At 61.0% G+C, this 17574-nt stretch carries 13 protein-coding genes; 7 read left to right on the forward strand and 6 right to left on the reverse strand.

Annotated elements, in window-relative coordinates; translation table 11 throughout:
- Positions 1–409: 409 nt before the first annotated feature.
- A complete protein-coding gene (locus tag DXD16_RS02175; protein ID WP_117769450.1) occupies positions 410–1150 on the reverse strand; it encodes an ATP-binding cassette domain-containing protein in 741 nt (246 codons plus the stop codon).
- Between the two features lie 5 nt (positions 1151–1155).
- The gene (locus DXD16_RS02180) at positions 1156–3378 is read right to left on the reverse strand and encodes a hypothetical protein (protein WP_117734371.1); all 2223 of its coding nucleotides are present in this window, start codon (positions 3376–3378) and stop codon (positions 1156–1158) included.
- Positions 3379–3929: 551 nt separating this feature from the next.
- Between DXD16_RS02180 and DXD16_RS02190 the strand changes: the two genes are divergently transcribed.
- The 6 genes from DXD16_RS02190 (at position 3930) to DXD16_RS02215 (ending at position 8539) form a co-directional block, all read left to right on the forward strand.
- Complete coding sequence (locus DXD16_RS02190) at positions 3930–4442, forward strand: DUF2975 domain-containing protein (RefSeq protein ID WP_006235293.1); 513 nt, start codon at positions 3930–3932, stop codon at positions 4440–4442.
- Between the two features lie 9 nt (positions 4443–4451).
- A complete protein-coding gene (locus DXD16_RS02195; protein WP_006235292.1) occupies positions 4452–4703 on the forward strand; it encodes a helix-turn-helix transcriptional regulator in 252 nt (83 codons plus the stop codon).
- Between the two features lie 18 nt (positions 4704–4721).
- Complete coding sequence (locus tag DXD16_RS02200; RefSeq protein ID WP_255413229.1) at positions 4722–5429, forward strand: site-specific integrase; 708 nt, start codon at positions 4722–4724, stop codon at positions 5427–5429.
- A gap of 396 nt (positions 5430–5825) precedes the next feature.
- Positions 5826–6113 carry an ACT domain-containing protein gene (locus tag DXD16_RS02205; protein WP_006235289.1) on the forward strand — a complete coding sequence of 96 codons (288 nt, stop codon included), beginning with the start codon at positions 5826–5828 and terminating at the stop codon, positions 6111–6113.
- Between the two features lie 77 nt (positions 6114–6190).
- Positions 6191–7609 (forward strand): citrate synthase, encoded by a 1419-nt coding sequence (locus DXD16_RS02210; RefSeq protein ID WP_117564192.1) that lies wholly within the window; start codon positions 6191–6193, stop codon positions 7607–7609.
- A gap of 87 nt (positions 7610–7696) precedes the next feature.
- Positions 7697–8539: a Cof-type HAD-IIB family hydrolase gene (locus tag DXD16_RS02215; protein WP_117654992.1), complete on the forward strand. Its 843-nt coding sequence runs from the start codon at positions 7697–7699 to the stop codon at positions 8537–8539.
- A gap of 118 nt (positions 8540–8657) precedes the next feature.
- Here the strand turns inward: DXD16_RS02215 and DXD16_RS02220 are convergent, their stop codons facing one another.
- From DXD16_RS02220 to DXD16_RS02240, 4 genes are all read right to left on the reverse strand, one after another.
- On the reverse strand, positions 8658–9452 hold the full coding sequence (locus DXD16_RS02220) for a Cof-type HAD-IIB family hydrolase (protein ID WP_006235286.1): 795 nt from the start codon (positions 9450–9452) through the stop codon (positions 8658–8660).
- A 198-nt stretch (positions 9453–9650) separates the two neighbouring features.
- Complete coding sequence (locus tag DXD16_RS02225; RefSeq protein WP_117654993.1) at positions 9651–11471, reverse strand: adenine deaminase; 1821 nt, start codon at positions 11469–11471, stop codon at positions 9651–9653.
- Positions 11472–11825: 354 nt separating this feature from the next.
- Positions 11826–13037, reverse strand: a complete 1212-nt coding sequence (tyrS, locus tag DXD16_RS02235; RefSeq protein WP_117654995.1) for a tyrosine--tRNA ligase — start codon at positions 13035–13037, stop codon at positions 11826–11828.
- A 97-nt stretch (positions 13038–13134) separates the two neighbouring features.
- On the reverse strand, positions 13135–15111 hold the full coding sequence (locus DXD16_RS02240; protein ID WP_158551506.1) for a U32 family peptidase: 1977 nt from the start codon (positions 15109–15111) through the stop codon (positions 13135–13137).
- Between the two features lie 162 nt (positions 15112–15273).
- Here DXD16_RS02240 and DXD16_RS02245 point away from each other — a divergent pair, with 162 nt between their 5' ends.
- A complete protein-coding gene (locus DXD16_RS02245) occupies positions 15274–17490 on the forward strand; it encodes a transglycosylase domain-containing protein (RefSeq protein ID WP_117654997.1) in 2217 nt (738 codons plus the stop codon).
- The last annotated feature ends 84 nt before the right edge of the window (positions 17491–17574 follow it).

Raw genomic sequence — 17574 nt, forward strand, 5'->3', positions numbered from 1 at the left:
CGGCAAGGGCGGCGTTCGCGTATCTTGCAAGCTCCGCGTCATTTTGCTGCTCTGGAGATAGGTCTGTGCCGCTGGCCCGGGGCGCGCGCGTATTGAATGCGTCGACAAAGCCCTGCATGCCCTGTTTCATAAAGAAGGGCCCGTAGATGGGTGAATTGAACGCAATGGGGACGGAGAAGGCTGCAGCGAGAACGAGCGTACAAATCCATGCGGCCTTGTCTCTTAGGATCAGTTTGAGAAGAAGTCGACAGTACATTTGGAAGCACCTACGTTCCTCAAAGAATCGTTAGATTAAAAGTAACAGACCGGATGAAGATACGTGCGACGGGGGCGAGGCGAATGGCTGAGCGGTATCGATATGCAGGTTCAACGGTATCACATTGGCCACATAGATTTTTAACTTGCATTTCTACCCGCCCTTTTCGTAGAGTCGCCGATACGTGCTTAGCGCACCCTCGGCGCGTCCGGCAGGCTTTGCGAAATGGGATCCAGGAGACTTCGGCGCAGCATCATCTTGCGGAATGCTTCTAATGAGCCTCCCATCCTTCAAAAACAGAATCTCATCGCACAGCCTATCGACCGAATCCAAGATGTGGGATGACATGATGATGCACGTACCAGAATCGGCCAGCTTCCTGAGAATCTCGGAATGCAAGTCCACCCTGCTGGGGTCGAGCGCGTTCATGGGCTCATCTAATAGAAGGTACCGCGCGCCCGTCGCATACGCAATCGCCAGGGTAAGCTGCTGCTTCATGCCCTGGCTCAGAGTGCGGATCCTCATCTTCGCGAACTCGCCTATCTGCGTTTGTTCCACTATCTCTTCGATATCGCGAGCATGCGGCCACATATCGCAAACCATCTTGAGGTGATCTTCCGCACGCAATCCGGGATACAGCAGCGTCCCCTCACCAGGTGCATAGAAGATCATAGAACGGACCTCTCTCGCACCCGTACCCTGCACCTCATCCAGAACGATGCTCCCGTCCACGCGAGGACCCGGCAAACCTGCCATCGCACGCAGCAACGTCGTCTTTCCATGCCCGTTCGGAGCGACGAGACCGTAGACCGTACCCGGGGCAAACTCAGCGTTCACCGAATCTACGAGCACCTTCTTTCCATAAGAGATCGTCAGCGTTTGAAGGTCAATCATCGAGATCATCCCCTTTCGATCTTTGGAACACTCAGGCGCACCATCAACGGAGATACGGCGCCCAAGACCACCAGCAGAGCGCCCGATGCGCCGACGACCTCTCCAAAAGGCATCGCGTTCGTCCCTCGCCCAAGGAACCCAATCGTCCCCACCTGGGAAGCGGGATCAAACGAGGCGAATGGAGCCAGCAGCGCGACGCCCATGCCCACGCTTTCAACATGAGCGCTCAACGAACCCAACACCAAGAGAACCGCGCAAACCATTCCGGTGACAACGGGGTTGCGGCTAATCGCTGCTGTCAACGCAGCGACGACGGAAATCACGCCGTATGCCATGACCAGCAACGGAATACTGCACAACACCGCCTCCCCCACCATGGACGTTGTCGAAGCTCCCGCCCGAATGAGAGCGACGGGATACTCCGATCCACCCGCACCGTTCTTAATCACGGACACAACGACAGCGGGAACCATCGACACCAAAAGCAGCACCAAGCCAAGCAGGAGAGCCAGCGCAACAGCCGTCAGAAAACGCACATGCGCTGTTGCGGGAATCTGGAGAACCAGAAGGGAACGACACTGCAGGTGGGTGCACGCGAGCGATGTGACAACCACGGGCAACAGCAAAAATAAGGAGGGAAGCGCTGCCTGGAGATACGAAAGGAGGATTAATGGGGGCATCTTCGTACTTAACTCGTAAACCTTGGGGTCCGGCAAGCTCGCGATCGACTCAAGCAGAAGGGCGCGCGCCTCCGCACGAGAAGGAGTCTCCGGCTCGATTCCGATCGATTGCAGGAGAGTCGCATCTGCCGCGCCCAGCTCACCTCGAGCGCGCTCGTACGTCGCAAGGCTTCGAAACCCCTCCGCAGGCATAGGCGCGTACACGAAACCCGAAAGAGCATCCCGCATGTCTTCCAGGGCCGCTTTGCCCTCGACGTCCATATTCGCAGCGTTCTGCTCTAGATACCGATCTATTGAACGGAGCTCCCCATCCCTATACCGAACAGCGGAAACGTTATCAGCGTCAGGAAACATCTCGACCAGAGCCGGGGCCAGCATCGTCGTCGACATTGCAATCGCGCATACGGCGAGGGTAGGAGAACGCAGGAGCAGTTTCCCCATCGTTCTTACGTATGCAACGGCGGAGGCACAAGCGCTCGAACGAGTTGCCGTTCTCGATGCAGTGAAGGAACCTCTCTCAAGACAAATCGGGGATATCGGGCACGCGCAGCCGCTCTTTCCAGCAACGCAAAGCAGGCTAATTGCCAGCACCTCGATCCCGATTGCGCATACGAGGGCAATCGCGCCACGCTCGAAGCAAAGTCCAGGCAGATTCACTATCTGCGTTGTCGGGTACGGGCTATAGGCGCCGACGGTCAACTCAGTGTTCGCATACGTAAGGGGATTCAACAGGGCGAACTCACGTAAAGCGATGGATCTTCCGTAATACCCGGGAACCATCGTCACCCCCATCAGGGCACATACGAACACGATTCCAAGCGTAGGGTTATTGGCAATCTTCACGGCAAGGTGAACGACAAGCGAGATGAACGCTGCCACCAAGAATTGCAAGATGGCCGTCTGCGCGAACACCAGCCAAGCCGGTTTGATAACCGGAGTCGCATATTGAATGTAGCCTATCGGATAGAACGGCGAGCCCGGGCCATTCTTCACAAGCGCGGCGATTATCCCTGGAAGATTGATGGCGAGGACGGCAAGCATTGCAAAAACACTCGCCCATACGCTCGATGCAACAAGTCTACCCAGCTCGCCCATCGGCGCCTGGATGATGAGCTTTTCACGTTTGTTAAGACGCGCGGCAAGGAACGAGACGGCAACGGCCGTTGCGACCCATAGCAAGTACTCCTTCGATCCGTCATAATAGGTGTACTCTCCATCCGATATCTGCAGAAACGGAAGTAGGGGAGAGAGCGGTGCCAAGATAAGACGTCCCGCGGCAAGAGGGTACAGAAGCGCGGGCATGCTTGATGAAGAGGTGTAGACACCGTCCTCCCCCGCATTCACAAGCGCATCCGCATAGGATGCTGACAATTCCTGCTCAACACGGGTTATTCCCGACTCGAGGTATTCGACCCGTCCGTCGATGCCAGCCGCGCTCCTGAAGACGGGCAGAGCACAAAGAACCATCAACGCAACAACGACAACACAGAGCGACCTGGAGGAGAGAAGCGACCTAAAGATCGCCTTCGAGATTTTGAGCATATTCATCGCCAACCTTAACCTCATCCAGTCGGAACAGAGGGGCCGAACAAAATGCTCGGCCCTTCCTCGCATCTAGTAGGTGCTATAGACAAATTGCCATTTATCAGTTGTGCCAAGAACACCACAGGAGCACATTGCAGCGAGGCGGGATCCCTATGATGCGCGGATCGGCGATAGCCATTTCGGTAGGAGATCGTCTTGTAAGAGATGTTGAACATCGAGATGCTGTGCCCGCTTACGCCGCGAGGACAGCTGTAGCTCCAGTAGGTATCGACGACGTCGTCCGTATACCCGAGGGGCTCAACGAGGGCACACTGGCTGCTCTCCTGGGAAGGAGGCATCGGGGTATCCGCAAAAGCGGGGGCTCCCGGCAGCAACAGACAAAGAGCGAGGCCGAGGAAAACCAAGAGCTTACACGACTTAACAGTACTGAACATAATCCTCTCCAATCTAGAGGGGTTTCGGTTGCAGTATGCTGTGATTACTTGCCGGCAAAGTCAATTTAACATAAACTGTTAAAAAGTAACCTGAGTTTTTTAAATTCTTCGGAGGTTATTATGAGTTCCGACAATCGCACTCCCCGGCTTCATTCCTTCCGCATCGCATGTGCGATAGCCTCTGCGACCCTTTGCGCCACCGCCATCGCACAAGTGGCGTTCTCCTTAAAGCCAGCAATCGAAGTGCTCGACAACCCTGTAATTGCAGACTCCCCCGCGTATCCAGCCCTTGCGATCTCGACATTGGTCCCTGCCGTCATCGGTATCGCTACGACCATCCTCAGCGCCGTTCTCGTGTGGACGATCAAGAGCGGAGACCCCTTCAAGAAAGGGTCTGCGACATGCTTGAAGGTGCTCGGCATTCTCTTCGTTGTTCAAGCTGCCACCAGCCTCTACGCCGGCTCACTCAAAACCTCCGTTTCGATGTTTGGCGGCGAGGGGGCCGTCGGCGCCCAAGAGATCGCTTCATCATTCGATTGGACCTCTCTGGTTCTCGGCATCGTCCTGTTCATGCTTTCCCAGCTCTTCTTGTACGCCCGAGAGCTGTACCTCGACTCCGACGAGATTGCGTAAGGAAACGCCATGCCCGTAATTGTTCGCCTCGACAAGATCATGGCCGAGCGAAAGATTTCCTCGAACGAACTTGCCGAAAGGATTGGAACCACGCCCGTGAACCTGTCCCGTATTAAAAAAGGGCATATTCGCGGCATTCGCTTCAACACACTCGAGCAGCTATGCCTCGCCCTTCGTTGCCAACCCGGAGACCTTCTCGAAGTCATGAGCGAAGAGGATGCCCGAAAGGAGTTCGGACTCGATTGGTCCGCCGAGGATTAGAGGGCGGTCGTACTCGCCCTGCACACGGGGATGCGAATCGGCGAGGTCTGCGGCCTTCGGTGGTGCGATGTGGATTTCGAGACGGGCCTGATCTCGATCAGACACTCGGTGGCGTACGCGAAGGGAATGGGTTCGTTCATCAAGGACACCAAGACCCATGACGCCAGGGGTATCCCCATCGACCCGGTCGGCCTACTCCCCATCCTGAAGGAGACCCACGAGATCGACTGCGGAAAGCTGCGCTTGCGCGGCCTTACCGGGGCGGTCGAGATCGGGGGCTGCTACATCCTGTCGGAGCCGGGCGCGACCTTCGCGACGACAAGCTATATCCGCAGGGCGTTCAAGACGTTCTCGGAGACCAACGGCCTCATGGGCACCGACGACGAGCTGATCACGTTCCACGGCCTTCGCCACACGTTCGCAACGCAGTGGATCCGCCAAGGCGGCGATATCAAGGCGCTCCAATCGATCCTCGGCCACAAGGACGCCATGGCGACGCTCAACGTCTACGCCGACATCGAGCCCATCTCCAAAATCCATAACATGCTGCGCGCCACGCCGTGCCTTTGGCGCGGGCACCTCGGGCCGAGGGTCGATCCGGGTCCCATGTTCCAACAGAGGATCCAGGAGTCCATCGAGACGCTCCAGGCGTTCGGCTACGGCATCACCGAGCCGGACGACCGAAATATCGCCATACGCGACGTGAAGACGAACAGTTGGCTCTAGCTCACCGAGTACGCGGCAGTGCTGGGCCCATCCCAACTGAGGTCACGGTGGTCCGATAGGGGCGCCGCCCGCGGCATGCGCCGCGGAGCGGTATCCCCTACCGAAGGGCGGGGATGCCCTCCGCTTCCAGTTCGGAATCAGCCGTCGGAGGCGTTCGGCTGACTGCGGGAACGGCCTGTCCGCTCAATGTGTTCGGCTGAGATCGGAAATCAACCCAACACGAGCCGGACACGCGCCAGACGGCTCTTCCCCATGCGGCCTTCCCCCTTACGCTCATGTTGCAGGCATGTAACGCCGCAGCGAGCGCGCCTTTTTTGCGCCAGACAGGTACAATGATGAACACTGTACCGTAGCGGAGCGCCCCGCGCGCGCCGCGACCACGCGAAAGGGTTTCCCATGGCCGAGATCTCGTCCTCCCGTATCGTCATCACCGTCCTTGGCAAGAACCGCCCCGGCATCGTCGCCGGCGTCACCCGTGTCCTGGGCGAGGCCAACGTCGACATCCGCGACATTACGCAGTCCATTATCGAGGACATCTTCACCATGACCATGCTGGCCGACACCGCTGAGTCCAAGCTCGATTTCGCCGAGCTGCAGAAGGCCCTGGCCGAGGCCGGCGAGCTTTCGGGCGTCAACGTGTCCATCCAGCGCGAGGACGTCTTTAACTTTATGTACCGCCTGTAGCGAACAAGCCGCTCGGGGCAGCTTGACGTCATATCGTCCAAGCGCGCCGCCCCAAAGCGGACCGGAGAGGAGCGCACATGGCCTACGACGCCAAGAAAATCTACTACCGCTTCGACGATCACCTGAGCCGCCTGGTTCTGGATTACGAGGCGAGCCGCCAGATTTCGTCTGAGAGCGAAAACCTCTACCACGGCCTGCCGACCGACCCTTATGACGAGGGCCTGTTTGTCGAGCACAATGTCAAGCGCGGCCTGCGCAATGCCGACGGCTCGGGCGTGGTCGCGGGTCTCACTCGTATCTCGGATGTGCACGGCTACAACAAGGTCGACGGAAAGGTCGTGCCCGATCAGGGCAAGCTCACGCTTCGCGGCTACAGCATCGAGGATCTGGTCAACAATGCCCAGGCCGAGAATCGCTATGGCTACGAGGAAGTCGCCTATCTGCTTATCACGGGTTCGCTGCCCAACAAGGAAGAGCTCGACGGCTTTTGCGAGCGCCTGGGCGCCTTTAGACATCTGAGCGACGAGTACGTTAAAGAGTTCCCTATGACCACGGTATCGTCGAGCATCATGAACGTGCTCCAGCGCGCCGTACTGCTGCTCTACGCCTTCGATGCCGAGCCGGACGTGATCACGCCCGAGCACGAAATCGACGTCGCCATTTCCATGCTCGCACGTCTCCCGCGCATCGCCGCCTTCGCACACATGGCCTCGGTCGCCAAGCTTCGCGGCTCCGAGGTTCACGTGCCGCACCCTACGCCCGGTCTCTCCACCGCCGAGACCATCCTACAGGTCCTGCGCGGCGGCATGGCGTTCACCCGCGATGAGGCGATGCTGCTCGACGTTATGCTCATGCTGCATGCCGAGCACGGCGGCGGCAACAACTCCACCTTCGCTTGCCGCGTGCTGTCGTCTTCGGCCACCGACCCGTATTCCGCCTACGCCGCGGCTATCGGCTCGCTCAAGGGCCCGCGCCACGGTGGTGCCAATGCCAAGGTCGTGTCTATGCACGAGGACATCCGCGCGCATGTCTCCAACTGGGAGGACGAGGACGAAGTCGCGGCCTACCTGGGCAAGATCCTCGACAAGCAGGCCTTCGACGGCACGGGCCTCATCTACGGCATGGGCCACGCCGTCTATACGCTCAGCGACCCGCGCGCCGAGGTCTGCCGTCGTTACGCGCGCTCGCTGGCAGCCAAGAAGGACTTGGGCGAAGAGTTCGCGCTCATCGAGCGCATCGAGCGCCTGGCACCCCAGGTCATGCGCGACCACGGCATGACCAAGCCCATCTGCGCCAACATCGACCTGTACACGGGCTTTATCTACAAGATGCTCGGCGTGCCCGAAACGCTCTTTACGCCGCTATTCGCCGTCGCCCGCATGGCCGGCTGGTCGGCACACCGCATGGAAGAGCTCTTCTGCGCGCACCGTATCATCCGCCCCGCCTATCGTCCGATGATCGAGCCGCTGGAGTACAAGCCGCTCGCCGACCGCTAGGACGCGGACCGTTATAGAACTCGAGCGTGGCCAGGGCATCACCGCCCTCGGCCACGCTTTTTATGCCAGTAGAAAGGGCTGCATCAAATGATTGTGTTTTCCGATATGGACGGAACGCTGCTGACGAGCGATAAGCAAATGAGCGATGCCACCTGGGCGATGCTCGACGAGCTCGCACGTCGTGGCATCGAGTTTGTTCCCTGCACGGGACGTCCACTGTCGGGCATCTTTGAGCCCATTCTCGCCCATCCCGCCGTGCATTACGCGGTCTGTGCCAACGGCGCCAGCGTCTGGCAGCTCGACGAGGATACGCCCACCGACGCCTCGCGCGCCACGTGCATCTTGAGCCGTCCGCTCGACCGTGGCATTGCCCACCGCATCCATCGCATTGCCGCCGGCCACGATGTGACCTTCGATATCTTCGCGGATGGGCAGTGCTTCCTCCCCCGCTCGCTATACGGGCGTCTGGATGAGTTCTGTGGCGGCGACCCCCACATCGCGGCTTCGCTCAAGCGCACACGAACGCCGATCGACATGAATATCGACAGCAAGATCGACGAGGTCGAGACGCTCGAACGCATCGCTATGTACTGGCACGACCCGGCCGATCGCGACGCCATCGCGGCGGCGCTCGACACGCTCGGAGGCATTGAGGTCACGCGTTCGTACGCCATGAATATCGAGGTTATGGGCGAAGGCGCCACCAAGGGAACGGCCCTCACGTGGCTGTGTGAGCATCTGGACGAGCGTCTCGCCGACGCCTGGGCGTTCGGCGACAACATCAACGACATCCCCATGCTGCAGGCAGCGGGCCATGGCATGGCCATGATCAACGCCGAGCCCGAAGATCGCGAGGCCGCCGACGCCATCACCGAATACGACAACGACCACGACGGCGTCGCCCGCACCATCATGGCCGCCCTCGCCTAGTCATTGGTCAGTCATTGGGGACGTTCTTAAACGACTAGTCACTGGGGACACTCTTCGCAAAAAGCTGCAAGGACCGTCCCCCACTGTCGGCAGAAAAGGAACGTCCCCATCTGCCGGATTAGGAGAGACTCTCCAGCACGCGACGGAGCTCCTGCTGGACGGCGTGGTCGCGGTTACAACCCACCACGCGATCGGCCACCGCCTTAAGCGCGGGGCGCGCGTTTTCCATCGCGCAGCCCGTGCCGACAAAGCGAATGATCTCGTAGTCGTTCATCGAGTCGCCAAACGCCATGACCTCGTCGCGACCAATGCCGTAATGCTCCGCGAGCTGCGCGATACCCGAGGCCTTCGACACACCGGGCTGCATGGCATCGATCCACGCGTTGCCCGAAGGCGCAAAAGTAAAGAGCTGACCAAGTTCGCGCTGTAGCACGTACGCACTGTCCATAACCGCACTGTCGTCGCAAAAGATACTCGCTTTGATGATATTTACGCTGGGATCGGGCAGCTCCCAAATACGCTCGGCATTGGGAAGGTCCTTATCGACCTCACGCACGAACTTGCACTCGTCATCGAGCAGGAAGGACTTGGTTCGGTCAAAGAGCGCAAGATGCAGATTGGGAAACGTCCTGACGGCTTGGGCGAGCCTTCGAATCGCCAGGTGGGAATACACCTCACGGTCTACCATCTTACCGTCGGCGTAGACTTGGGCGCCGTTAGCGGCGACAAAGTCCATCTTGTCGCGAACGGGCGCAAAGAACTCGCACAGGCGATCGTAGCGACGACCTGACGATGCGGCGAAATGCACGCCATGCTCGTGTAGCGCCAGAATCAGTTCGTAGGTCTCGGGAGGCACCTGGCCGTTTTCGTCAAGCAGTGTGCCGTCCATATCGGATGCAATCAGTTTAAACATAGAAAAGCTCCCTTCGGGCTTGTTGGAATCGAACGTGTATCCGATTCCAACGTACCCAAAGGGAGCTCAAATAAGACTCCGCGGGCGTAAACGTTACAAGGACCTGGCAAATAGCTCACACATGCCAGAGGTCTCACGGTCGCGGCGTCAGGCGACACGCCACCCCGACGGCTAGTCGTTTAAGAACGTCCCCGATGACTAGTCGGCGTAGGTGAAGGTCGTGACGTCGAACATGCCCTCGGGGCGGATGCGGAGCGTCGGGATTACCGGCAGGGGCAGGAAAATGATGCCCATGATGGGGTCGAGCGGCGGCTCGATACCCATGGCGCGCGCCTTGACCATAAAGTCGTCGTGCTGCGCGGCGACATCCTCGGCCGTGCCCTCGCTCATAAGGCCACCGAGCGCCAGCGGAATGCGCGCCACGACCTCGCCGTTGCGCACCAGCACGTGGCCGCCCTGGCCCACGGCCTCAACGGCAGCCATCATATCCGCCGCGTTGTCGCCCACCACGCACACGTTGTGCGAGTCGTGGCCAATCGTGGAGGCAATGGCGCCACCCGTGATGGTAAAGCCGCGCACCCAGCCGCGACCGATATGCTTGCCAACCAAGCCCAGACCCGCGGGGCCGTCACCGTCGGCGCCCTCGGCCTGCAGCGACACGCCGCGGCCGTGGCGCTCGATCAGCATAATGCGGCGCAGACCCTCGGCACTCTCGGGGCGAGCCATACCTGTGATAGCCATACCCGGGATGACATCGATAACGGCCTCGCCCGGCTTAAAGGCATAGTCAAACACGTCGAGCGAAAGCTTCGGCAGCTTAACGGAGGCGCGCAGCTCATCGGCAAGGGCCGCAACCTCGGCCATCTCGGGTGCGATCTCGCCCACAAAGGTGCCATCCTGCGCCACCAGAGCACCGGCGGCATATACGCGATGCGGAGCCGTAGCAAACGTCAGGTCATTGAGTACCAGCAGGTCGGCACGCTTGCCCGGGGCAATCGCACCACGCAACTCGTGTGGGTCGCGGCAGCCGTGGTCCAGGCCAAATGCCTCAGCCGTAGAAAGGGACGCCATGGAGATGGCGACCACCGGGTCGATGCCGGCCTCGATAGCCACGCGACAGGCATTGTCGATCATACCGGTCGAAAGCGCGTCGGAAGGAGCACGGTCGTCGGTCGCAAAGCAGCAGCGACGGGCGCGGGCGGGGTTCTCCAGCAGCATCGGCGACAAGTTGGCCAGGTCGTGGCTGCACGTGCCCTCGCGCAGCATCACATACATGCCGCGGGACAGCTTATCGAGCGCCTCCTCGGGAATCGTCGACTCGTGGTCGGCGATAATACCCGCTGCGGCATAGGCGTTGAGGTCTTTGCCGGCAACAAGTGGCGCATGGCCGTCGACCTGCTTGGACGGCGTCTGGTTGGCAGCATCGATGCGAGCACAGGTCTCAGGATCGGCCATAAAGACACCCGGCAGGTTCATCATCTCGCCCAGGCCAAAAACGTCGCCCGGATGCTCGGCAAAAAACGCCTGCATGTCAGCGGCGGTAATCACAGCGCCCGCTTGCTCATCGGGCAGCGCGGGCACGCACGAAGGCATCATGTACTTGATGGAGATGGGTGTACGGCGGCCGTCCTCGATCATAAAGCGCAGACCGTCCAGGCCCGCCACGTTGGCAATCTCGTGGCTGTCGGCAATGGCGGTGGTGGTACCGCGCGTCGCCGCCATGCGCGCATACTCGGCGGGGCGGATGTTCGAGGACTCAATGTGCAGATGTCCGTCGATAAAACCGGGGGCGAGATAGCGACCCTGGCAGTCGATAACCTCGGCAGCCTCATAGGTACCGGCGGCATCGTCGCGCCCGTTGTAGAGCACGCCGACGATTACGCCGTCCTTGACGGCAACGCTACCGGGCGCCACGCGCTGACCGTACACGTCGACAATCTGCGCATTGGCAAACAGCGTGTCGACGGGCACGCGGCCCTCGGCAGCGTCGATCACAGACCTCATGACCTCAACGGACATACATACTCCTTTAACCGTAGAAATAACTGCGGGGCGGACGGGCCTTCACCGCAGCAAGCCAATAGCCATTGTATGCCCAAACGATGGGTCGGGAATACACCCCCCTCCGCTTAACGGCACACGCCACCCCGCGCAATGAGAAGGAGTGTCCCCCTACGACTACTCATTTATGTCTGTCCCCAATGAGTACCCCGATGTTCTGGCAACGACAGCGAAAACCCGCCAGAGCGAGCAAGGTGCCTTGAAACGAGGCGGCATTGACCTTCTGGTCATGCCGCCGAAGTTGAAAGACAGATTGCCGCTCTGGCGGGTTTGCAGCGTCAACCGGTTACGCGGTTTGGTAAAACCGCGTAACTAAACCAGCTTGAAGCCCTTGCGCTTGCCCACGGAGAGGGTGTCGCCCAGTTTGAGGGCGCTCGGATCGATGTTGTAGCTCTTGGGAGCCACAGCCTTGCCGTTGACCTTGACGCCGCCGCCGTCGATGTCGCGGCGGGCCTGACCGGCGCTGGCCGAAAGGCCCAGGTCCTTGAGCAGGCCGGCGAGGTAAATCTGGCCCTCGTCGTTGACGGTCAGTTCAACGTGCTTCTCGGGGAAGTCGGCAAGCTGGCCCTCCTTGAACACACGGTCGAACTCGGCCTGTGCCTCGTCGCCGGCGCCGGCGCCGTGGTAGGTGTCGCACAGGTCGCGGCCCAATGCGCGCTTGAGCTCGTAGGGGTCGGCAGAACCATCGGCCAAGGCGGCGTCGATCTTGTCGACCTCGGCCGGGGCGAGCGAGCTGGCCAGACGATAGTACTTGCCGATCATCTCGTCGGGGATGGACATGGTCTTGCCGAACATATCCTTGGGAGCATCGGTCAGGCCGATGTAGTTACCGTAGGACTTGGACATCTTACGGACGCCGTCGGTGCCCTCGAGCAGCGGCATGGTGAGCGCGATCTGCGGTTCCATGCCCATCTTCTCCATGAGCTCGCGGCCGGCGAGCAGGTTAAAGAGCTGGTCGGTGCCGCCCATCTCGACGTCGGCCTTGATCTGCACGGAGTCGAAGGCCTGCATCACAGGGTACAGGAACTCGTGCAGGGCAATCGGCGTCTGGGACTGGTAGCGCTTGGTAAAGTCGTCGCGCTCGAGGATGCGGGCGACGGTGAACTTGGAGCACACCTGCAGCAGGCCGGCCAGGTCCATCGAAAGGATCCAGTCGCCGTTGTGCACGATGGTGGTCATCTCGGGGTCCAGGATCTTCATGGCCTGGCTCACGTAGGTCTCGGCGTTGGCCTCGATCTGCTCCTGCGAAAGCTGCGGGCGGGTGGAGTTCTTGCCCGAGGGGTCGCCGATCAGCGCAGTGCCGTTGCCGATGATAAGGGTGACGTTGTGGCCCAGGTCCTGGAACTGACGCATCTTGCGCAGGGGCACGGCATGGCCCAGGTGCAGGTCGGGGCTGGTGGGATCGACGCCGAGCTTGATGTTGAGGGGCTCGCCCTTCTCAAGCTTCTTGCGAAGGTCGGCCTCGGGGACGATCTGCGCTGCACCCGAGGTGATGATACGCATTTGCTCGTCAACAGACAGCATTGGGTATCCTCCTTTTGCTATAGCACCCTCACCGGATACGGCGGTGCTGGAAGTTCATAAACCCACTAATAATAACCAAAACAGCGCGACGCGGCACCTACGACAGGAAAATCCTCGTCCTGCCGCACGCGTCGATAACGACCGGCAAACGCGTGCCGTCACGTTCGACCAAAAAGCGCGCCTGCTGACGGCGCGAGCAGTCACGGCAACGGACCTGCCCCGTTGCATCCGTGGCGCAGGCGCCCTCGGCAGTCAGCAAGCAGTGCTCGCACACCATGAGCTCGGGACGGTCGGCATCGACAGGCCCCAAGACACCGGGGCAAGCGGCAAGTTCGGCAACACGCTCCGCATCATTGCCGAGCAACTCGGCCGACAAGCACACCCGCCCCGCACCGAGTCCGCGCAGCCAGGTAAGCGTGGCCCGATTGGCACAGAACACCGGCGCCGCCACGTCAAACGTTGTGCCCAGCTCGCGGGCCATCGCCACTTGTCCCAGATTGCGGCAGACGACGCGCCCGGCACGCTGCATAAGCGCCCGAGTCCGCTCGGCGTCGCCCGCGCGGCACACTTCGTCGAGCACCACCGTTGTATCGGACAGATCTCGCTCATCGCGCGGACCCACATCCATCAGCTCCCAGGCAAAGACCATACGAGCAAAATCCTCGCGCTTTGCCGGCCCCGCCGACCCCGCCAACTCCGTCGACGCACCGCCATCCACCGCAGCGCCCTCAAAGGGCAGCACCTCAACGGCACGCGCAACGGGCGCAATCGCATCCGCCTCGGCCCGCATGCGCTCCAACACCGCCGCCGTCTGATCCAACACGCCGGCGCTGCGAATCAGATAGACCTCGCAGCCCGCGTCCACCTTACGTTTGCAATGCACGACGATGCGCTCCCCCGCAGCGGCATCCACGGGGCAAGGCACCTGTGGCCAGCGCTTGGGCACATCGGGACGCGCGTCGGCACCCGGGTAAAATCGGATTTCGAGCGTATCGCCCGCCGCCACGGCGGCATCAAGCTCAACCGTCACCTCTTCGTGACCCACCGCCACCAAGTGGCCCACGCGCACGCCCTGGTTGATCGCGCGCTCAAAGCTCATGAGCTCGGCACCCGAACGACCCCGCAGGTAAGCATCGGTAAACCCACGGTTAAACGACCTTCCCAGCTCGCGTTCAAGCTCTTCCACGGCACCGGAGTCCCACGCGCCGTCGCACAGCATATCGAGTGCCCGACGCCACACCCTCACCACGTTGAATACGTAATCGGGATTCTTCATGCGTCCCTCGATCTTGAGCGATGCCACGCCGGCGGCAACAAGCTCGGGCAGGTGCGCGATACCCAGATAGTCACGCGGACAAAGCAGGCGGTCTCCCTCGACGGCAACAACACTCTGCCCCGCCTCGTCCACTAGGTCGTACGCCAGACGGCACGGCTGCGTGCAGTCGCCGCGCATCGCCGAGCGCCCACGCCGCAAGGCTGAGAACTCGCACGCCCCCGAATAGCCGATGCAAATCGCACCGTGGCAGAATACCTCGATGGGCACGCCCGTGGCACAGAGCGCCGCAATCTCGTCGACCGTCAGCTCGCGTGCCGTCGTCACGCGCTCGACCCCCAGCTCATCGGCGGCAAGCCGCACGGCACCCTCGCTATGAGCGCCCGCTTGCGTGGACAGGTGAATCTCGACCCCGGGAATCGCCGCGCGCAGCGCGCAGGCCAACCCGGCATCGGCGACAATCAGAGCATCGGCGCCCAGCTCCAGTGCATGAGCTCCCAACGCCACCGCGTCGGACAACTCATCGTCAAACACGAACACGTTGAGCGTTACGTACACACGCACGCCATGGGCATGCGCCACGGCGCAGCCGCGCGCAAACTCGTTATCCGTAAAGCCATGGGCGCTCACACGGGCGTTAAAGCCGCCCAACCCCGCATAGATGGCATCGGCACCCGCGGCGATGGCCGCAAGCATCTGGTCGAGTCCGCCCGCCGGCGCCAGCAGCTCGGGCAGCGCCGCACCGGCAGCATCCAATCCAGTCTCGTATTGTCCGCTCGGCCCCATCGTCCGAATCGCCATCGACAAACTCCTTACCAAGGTATGCATTCACTCTGAAAAATGCCGTCTTCCAGCATACACGAGGCCTCGCGCGCCCCGTTTGGTTTATCGTGTAATAACTTATGTCCATCCTGCCCCGACGGCACATCCACCGTCCGGCACGACATACCTGGAGGTCAATATATGGGTCCTCGCCAACGACAGGGACGCAGCCGTTCAAAGACGCATGCTCTGCCCATAATCCTGCTCTCGTTTTTGGGCTTTCTGCTGATTGCGGGCGTGGCATTTGGCATCGGCATGGTCGGCAACGTCAACCGCTGGCTGTCCGATCTGCCCGACTACACCGACGCCAACGCGTATCTGGTGAGCGAGCCCACCGAGATCGTCGACTGCAACGGCAACAAGATCGCGAGCTTCTACACGCAAAACCGCAAGTCTATCACCAAGGACGAGGTCTCCCCCTACGTGCTGCAGGGCACCGTTGACGTCGAGGACGAGCGCTTCTACGAGCACGGCGGTATCGACCTGTGGGGTATCGCGCGTGCTGCGGTGGCAACCCTCGGCGGCGGGCACGAAGGCGCCTCGACGATCACCCAGCAGCTTGTGCGCAACACCATCCTGCAGGAGGAGCAATTCGACTCGACCATTGAGCGTAAGGTGCGCGAGGCCTACATCGCCATCAAGATGGAGGACATGTACTCCAAAGACGAGATCCTCATGATGTACCTCAACACCATCTATTACGGCCACGGCGCCTACGGCATCGAGGCCGCAGCCGAGACCTATCTGTCCAAGAGCGCCGCCGACCTCACCCTGAGCGAGGCCGCGCTACTCATCGGCCTTCCCAACTCGCCTTCGCAGTACGACCCCACGGTCAATCCCGATCTGGCACTGTCTCGCCGCAACAAGGTTCTCGACAACATGCTGCGCCTGGGCCACATCACCCAGGAGGAGCACGATGCCGCACAGGCCGAGCCCATCACCCTCAACGTGACCGAAATCTCGGGCAGCGGCGTCGACGTTTACTCGCAGCCCTACTTTGTCTCCTACGTCAAGCAGCTGCTGGAGCAGGAGTTCTCGACCGACGTGCTCTTTAAGGGCGGCCTGACCGTCAAGACCACCATCGACCCCACGATGCAGCAGGTGGCAGAGAATGCCGTCCGCGAGCAGCTCGACACGCTCTCGCTTGACGGCCTGGACATGGGCATGGTCGTCGTCGACCCCAAGACCGGCTACATCAAGTGCATGGTGGGCGGCTACGACTACAACGCCGACGAGAACCACGTAAACCATGCCACGGCCAAGCGTCCCGTCGGCTCCACCTTTAAGGCCTTTACGCTGGCAACTGCCATCCAAAACGGCATGAACCCCAACGTCACCCTCAACTGCAACTCGCCGCTCAAGGCCAAGGGCACCACGACCGAGGTCCAAAATTACGCCAACCAGAGCTACGGCAACATCACGCTTAAGCAGGCGACGGCATACTCCTCCAACACCGGCTACATCCAGGTGGCGGAAGCCGTCGGCAACAGCAAGATCATCTCGCTCGTCAAAAAGCTCGGCATCGACCCCGCCAAGGACAACATCGAGGACGTTCCCGTCATGACGCTCGGCACCGGCTCGATCTCGCCACTCGAGATGGCCGCCGCCTACGCGACGTTTGCCAACGGCGGCTACTATCGCCAGCCGATCGCCATCACCGAGATTGATTCTCGTACCGGTTCGGTGCTGCACCAGCACACCGACAATCCCTCACAGGTGCTTACCGAGGGCGAGGCCGCCGCGGTCACCGATGTTCTGTCCGGCGTCATGAAGGGCAGCGGTACGGGTGCTGCCGGCGCCCTGAGTGTCAACCAGCCCTATGCCGGCAAGACGGGCACCACCGACAACACCACCAACCTTTGGTTCTGCGGCTATACCCCGCAGCTGGCGTGCGCCCTGTGGACCGGCTATTCCGCGGGCGAGATCCCCATCCAAAAGTACGGCACGGACCTGCTGGGCGACAGCACCAACCTGCCTGTCTTTAAGCGGTTTATGAACACCGTTCTGACCGGTACCGAGCGCGAGGAGTTTGCGACCGGAACGGCGCCCACCTACAAGAACAACAGCGTCTGGAAGTTCTACGGCACCAACAACACCAAGAAGTCGGAGAACGACGACAAGGACGAGGACGAAGAGGAAGAGGAAACCACCACAACAACTACCACGACGACCACGACCACCGAGACCACGGGCGGCGACACCACCGGCGGCACCGGTACGACCGGTGGCTCGACGGGCGGCTCCACTGGTGGCTCGACGGGCGGCTCCACTGGTGGCTCGACCGGCGGCGATGGCGGCACGCCTACGCCTACGCCCACTCCCGACCCCTCGCCCACGCCTGACGATACGGTCGGCTAAGAAGTACGCGACTAAAGCCAACAAGGCCCCGAGCAGCTTATTGAACTGCTCGGGGCCTTTTAGTTTGAAGCGACCTGGTGGGCG

The organism is Collinsella sp. TF11-5AC, from assembly GCF_003436775.1.
Taxonomy (GTDB): Bacteria; Actinomycetota; Coriobacteriia; order Coriobacteriales; family Coriobacteriaceae; genus Collinsella.

Coding starts and splice junctions, on each gene's coding strand:
- DXD16_RS02240 (WP_158551506.1), bottom strand. CDS start 15,111: ATGGCGATTCGGACGATGGGGCCGAGCGGACAATACGAGACTGGATTG.
- DXD16_RS02245 (WP_117654997.1), top strand. CDS start 15,274: ATGGGTCCTCGCCAACGACAGGGACGCAGCCGTTCAAAGACGCATGCT.
- tyrS (WP_117654995.1), bottom strand. CDS start 13,037: ATGCTGTCTGTTGACGAGCAAATGCGTATCATCACCTCGGGTGCAGCG.
- DXD16_RS02195 (WP_006235292.1), top strand. CDS start 4,452: ATGCCCGTAATTGTTCGCCTCGACAAGATCATGGCCGAGCGAAAGATT.
- DXD16_RS02225 (WP_117654993.1), bottom strand. CDS start 11,471: ATGTCCGTTGAGGTCATGAGGTCTGTGATCGACGCTGCCGAGGGCCGC.
- DXD16_RS02205 (WP_006235289.1), top strand. CDS start 5,826: ATGGCCGAGATCTCGTCCTCCCGTATCGTCATCACCGTCCTTGGCAAG.
- DXD16_RS02215 (WP_117654992.1), top strand. CDS start 7,697: ATGATTGTGTTTTCCGATATGGACGGAACGCTGCTGACGAGCGATAAG.
- DXD16_RS02175 (WP_117769450.1), bottom strand. CDS start 1,150: ATGATTGACCTTCAAACGCTGACGATCTCTTATGGAAAGAAGGTGCTC.
- DXD16_RS02180 (WP_117734371.1), bottom strand. CDS start 3,378: ATGAATATGCTCAAAATCTCGAAGGCGATCTTTAGGTCGCTTCTCTCC.
- DXD16_RS02190 (WP_006235293.1), top strand. CDS start 3,930: ATGAGTTCCGACAATCGCACTCCCCGGCTTCATTCCTTCCGCATCGCA.
- DXD16_RS02210 (WP_117564192.1), top strand. CDS start 6,191: ATGGCCTACGACGCCAAGAAAATCTACTACCGCTTCGACGATCACCTG.
- DXD16_RS02220 (WP_006235286.1), bottom strand. CDS start 9,452: ATGTTTAAACTGATTGCATCCGATATGGACGGCACACTGCTTGACGAA.